A 3,028-nucleotide genomic window follows, 5' to 3' on the forward strand; every position below is an offset into this window, starting at 1 on the left:
GGGGCGACCGTGGCCGTGGCACCGGTCACCGACCCCGAGCCGCCGGTGGACCCGCAGCCCCCGGTCGGCCCGCAGCCGCCGGTCCGTCCGGTGTCGCCGGCCGACCCGGCACAGCCTGCCGCGCCCGCCGGCCCCTCGGTGCTCGTGCCCGTCTTCTCGCCCGTGGCCACGGCGGTCCTGGCCTGGACCGGCGGCGGTCTCGCCGGTCTCGCCGGCCTCCCCCTCGGCGGCCTGTTGCTGCTGCTCGGCGCCCTCGTGGTGAGATGGGGGCAGCGCCGCCCACCCCGAAAGGAACGCCCATGACCTCCACCCGGTGGACGACGACCCTCGCCGTCGGTGCCCTGGCACTGGCCCTGACCGGCTGCACCTCGCAGGACGCGGAGCCGTCGCCGTCGCCGACGCCGACGGCCGAGGCGACCGAGCAGGCCTCGGCGGGCATCACCGACGTCCAGGACGTCCCCGGCTCCGGAGAGGGCTTCACCGGGGCCCTCAGCGACCTGCAGATCGCCACCTGCGAGCGGGGCGACGGCGGCTGGACCGTCGACGGGACGGTCCAGAACCCGAGCGAGGGCCCGGTCACCTACCGGCTCTACATGTCCCTGCTCAGCGGAGGGTCCGACACCCGCGCCCTGCAGCAGGTCGACGTCGGCCCCGTGGAGGCCGGCGAGGGTGCCGACTGGTCGATGACCATCCCCGTCGAGGAGGACGGCCTCACCTGCGTCCCGCGCGTGGAGCGGTACGCCGCCTAGGGTCCGGCTCTCCGGAGACCGCCTGGACCGCGGGGCCCGAGGTCGCGGCCTCGGCAGCAGGGCCGCGCCTCAGGCGTCGGAGTACCCGAGGCGGGCGGCGGCGGCGGCCGAGGCGAGCGCCATCCAGACGCTGACGGTGGCCACCTGCACCCACGCGTCGGTGCCGAACGAGGTCTGGAGGACCAGGCCCGGCCCGGCCTCGGACAAGAGGTAGTCGGAGAGGAACACGTCGCCGACGCGCACGCCGCCGGTCATCCCGGGGAGCAGCAGGACGAGCGCGATGACGGAGGCCGTCGTGAGGGCGACCCCGCGGAGCAGGGTGCCGAGCAGCAGGCAGAAGACGGCGACGACGGCGACGTAGATCGCGGCGGCGACCACGGCGCGCACGACGGTGCCGGCCTCGATCCAGCCGTCGGGGTGCATGGCCGAGGTGGCGGCCAGGCCGGCGACCGAGCCGAGGACCGACAGGACGACGCCCAGCAGGGCGGACAAGGCCGCCTTGGCCAGCAGTGCGAGACCGCGACGGGGCGCGACGGCCAGGGTGGTGCGGATGCTTCCGGTGGCGTACTCGGACGTCGTCCCCAGGGCCGTCAGGAGGCCGATCACGAGGGCGGACAGGGTGGCGGAGCCGAGGACCGCGGTGGTGGTCGAGGCCTCGGCGCTCGAGGCGAACGCCACGGCGCCGAGCGCCCCGGCACCGACGGCGGCGAGCGCGAGCCACCGCATCGAGGTCAGGGAGGCGACCTTCAGCCACTCCGACCTCATCAGGCCCGTGAAGTCCTGGTGGGCGGCGGTCGACGTGCGGGTGTCGCGGGCGGCGACGGGTGCCGAGGACGAGGTGGGCAGGTGCTCGTTCATCGTGTGGCCTTCGAGGAGTCGGTGTCGGTGATCGCGTCGGCCCGGTACTCGACCGAGTCGCCCGTGAGGTGGAAGAAGGCGGCCTCGAGGGAGACCTGGACCGGGGCGAGCTCGTACAGCAGCACGCCGGCGGGCCCGGCCGCCTGGGCGATCTGCTCGGCGGTCAGGCCGGCCACCTCGACGGTGTCGGCCGAGACGGGGACGAGCGTCGCGCCCAGCGGCGCCACCAGGGCGCTCAGGTCCTCCGGTCGGTCCGTGCGGACGCGGACGGCGCCGCCGCCGCCGGCTCGTGCCAGCAGCTCGGCCGTCGGGGTGTCCGCGATCACGCGCCCTCGTCCGAGCACGACGAGGCGGTCGGCCGTCTGGGCCATCTCGCCCATCAGGTGGCTCGAGAGCAGCACGGCCCGGCCCTCGGCGGCCAGCTGGCGGCACAGCTGGCGCACCCAGGTGACGCCCTCGGGGTCGAGGCCGTTCACCGGCTCGTCGAGCACCACCGTGCCGGGGTCGCCGAGCAGTGCCGTGGCGATGCCGAGACGCTGCTTCATGCCGAGCGAGAACGTGCCGACCTTCTTGCGGGCGACGCTCTCGAGCCCGGCCAGGCTCAGCACCGCGTCGACGCGACGGTCGCCGATCCCGTTGGTGCTGGCGACGACGCGCAGGTGGTCACGGGCCCGTCGGCCGGGATGGACCGCGCCGGCGTCGAGCAGCACGCCGACCTCGGCCATGGGCGCAGGGCTGTCGACGTAGCGGCGGCCGTTCACCGTGACGGTGCCCGACGTGGGGCGGTCGAGCCCGACGATCATCCGCATCGTGGTCGACTTGCCGGCGCCGTTCGGCCCGAGGAACCCCGTCACCGTGCCCGGCCGCACCGAGAAGGACACGCCGTCGACGACTGTCTTCGCGCCGTGGCGCTTGCTGAGTCTGGTCGCTTCGATCATGGTGCCGACGCTACGGACGTCGGACGGACGTGAGATCCTCCACGGGTATCCGTCCGCTGGTACCGGAGTACCGAGGGTCTGTCGTGCCGAGCGACAGCCGCCTCCGGCGTCGCGGCCGTACCGGTCCGGCGCGGGTCCTGCACATGTCGGCAGCCGGGGTACGTCCGGCGGCCGGGACTGGGACCTGCCTGCACGTGCAGGACTGTCCCGTCGCCGAGGGAGTGACCTGGGGGAGGTCCGCGCCGGGCGGGCCACGGACGAGAGGACGACCGAGATGGGTCTCATGGACAGCGCGAAGGACGCGATGGGCAGCGACAAGGGCGAGAAGGCCTCGGACGCGGGCATCGACAAGGCCGAGCAGGCTGCCTCACAGAAGAGCGGCGGCAAGTTCGACGACAAGATCGAGAAGGCCGGCGACGCTGCCGACGAGAAGGTCGGCCACTGAGCTGAGTCGTCGTCGGGGTGCCGCGCTCAGTGTGCGGC

General features: G+C 74.3%; 4 protein-coding genes and 1 pseudogene. 3 read left to right on the forward strand and 2 right to left on the reverse strand.

The features are described 5' to 3' along the window. A pseudogene (locus RWM17_RS13470) lies at window positions 1–303 on the forward strand (hypothetical protein); the annotation flags it as partial. Further along, window positions 300–749 (forward strand): hypothetical protein, encoded by a 450-nt coding sequence (locus RWM17_RS13475; RefSeq protein ID WP_314104487.1) that lies wholly within the window; start codon window positions 300–302, stop codon window positions 747–749. The pseudogene RWM17_RS13470 and the gene RWM17_RS13475, both read left to right, overlap by 4 nt. 69 nt (window positions 750–818) lie before the next feature. On the opposite strand, the gene RWM17_RS13480 is transcribed toward RWM17_RS13475, so the two are convergent. Together RWM17_RS13480 and RWM17_RS13485 are read right to left on the reverse strand one after the other, a co-directional pair. Then, a complete protein-coding gene (locus tag RWM17_RS13480) occupies window positions 819–1,607 on the reverse strand; it encodes a hypothetical protein (protein WP_314104489.1) in 789 nt (262 codons plus the stop codon). After that, window positions 1,604–2,545: an ATP-binding cassette domain-containing protein gene (locus RWM17_RS13485; protein ID WP_314104492.1), complete on the reverse strand. Its 942-nt coding sequence runs from the start codon at window positions 2,543–2,545 to the stop codon at window positions 1,604–1,606. The genes RWM17_RS13480 and RWM17_RS13485 overlap by 4 nt, the downstream gene beginning before the upstream one ends. Window positions 2,546–2,828: 283 nt before the next feature. Between RWM17_RS13485 and RWM17_RS13490 the strand changes: the two genes are divergently transcribed. Beyond that, entirely contained in the window at window positions 2,829–2,990 is a 162-nt protein-coding gene (locus RWM17_RS13490) for an Rv0909 family putative TA system antitoxin (RefSeq protein WP_314104493.1), read from the forward strand. Window positions 2,991–3,028 lie beyond the last annotated feature (38 nt).

This window comes from uncultured Frigoribacterium sp. (assembly GCF_963515265.1).
Classification (GTDB): domain Bacteria; phylum Actinomycetota; class Actinomycetes; order Actinomycetales; family Microbacteriaceae; genus Frigoribacterium.

Excerpts from the sequence above, each read along its gene's own strand:
- RWM17_RS13475 (WP_314104487.1), top strand. The coding sequence starts at position 300 with ATGACCTCCACCCGGTGGACGACGACCCTCGCCGTCGGTGCCCTGGCA.
- RWM17_RS13480 (WP_314104489.1), bottom strand. The coding sequence starts at position 1,607 with ATGAACGAGCACCTGCCCACCTCGTCCTCGGCACCCGTCGCCGCCCGC.
- RWM17_RS13485 (WP_314104492.1), bottom strand. The coding sequence starts at position 2,545 with ATGATCGAAGCGACCAGACTCAGCAAGCGCCACGGCGCGAAGACAGTC.
- RWM17_RS13490 (WP_314104493.1), top strand. The coding sequence starts at position 2,829 with ATGGACAGCGCGAAGGACGCGATGGGCAGCGACAAGGGCGAGAAGGCC.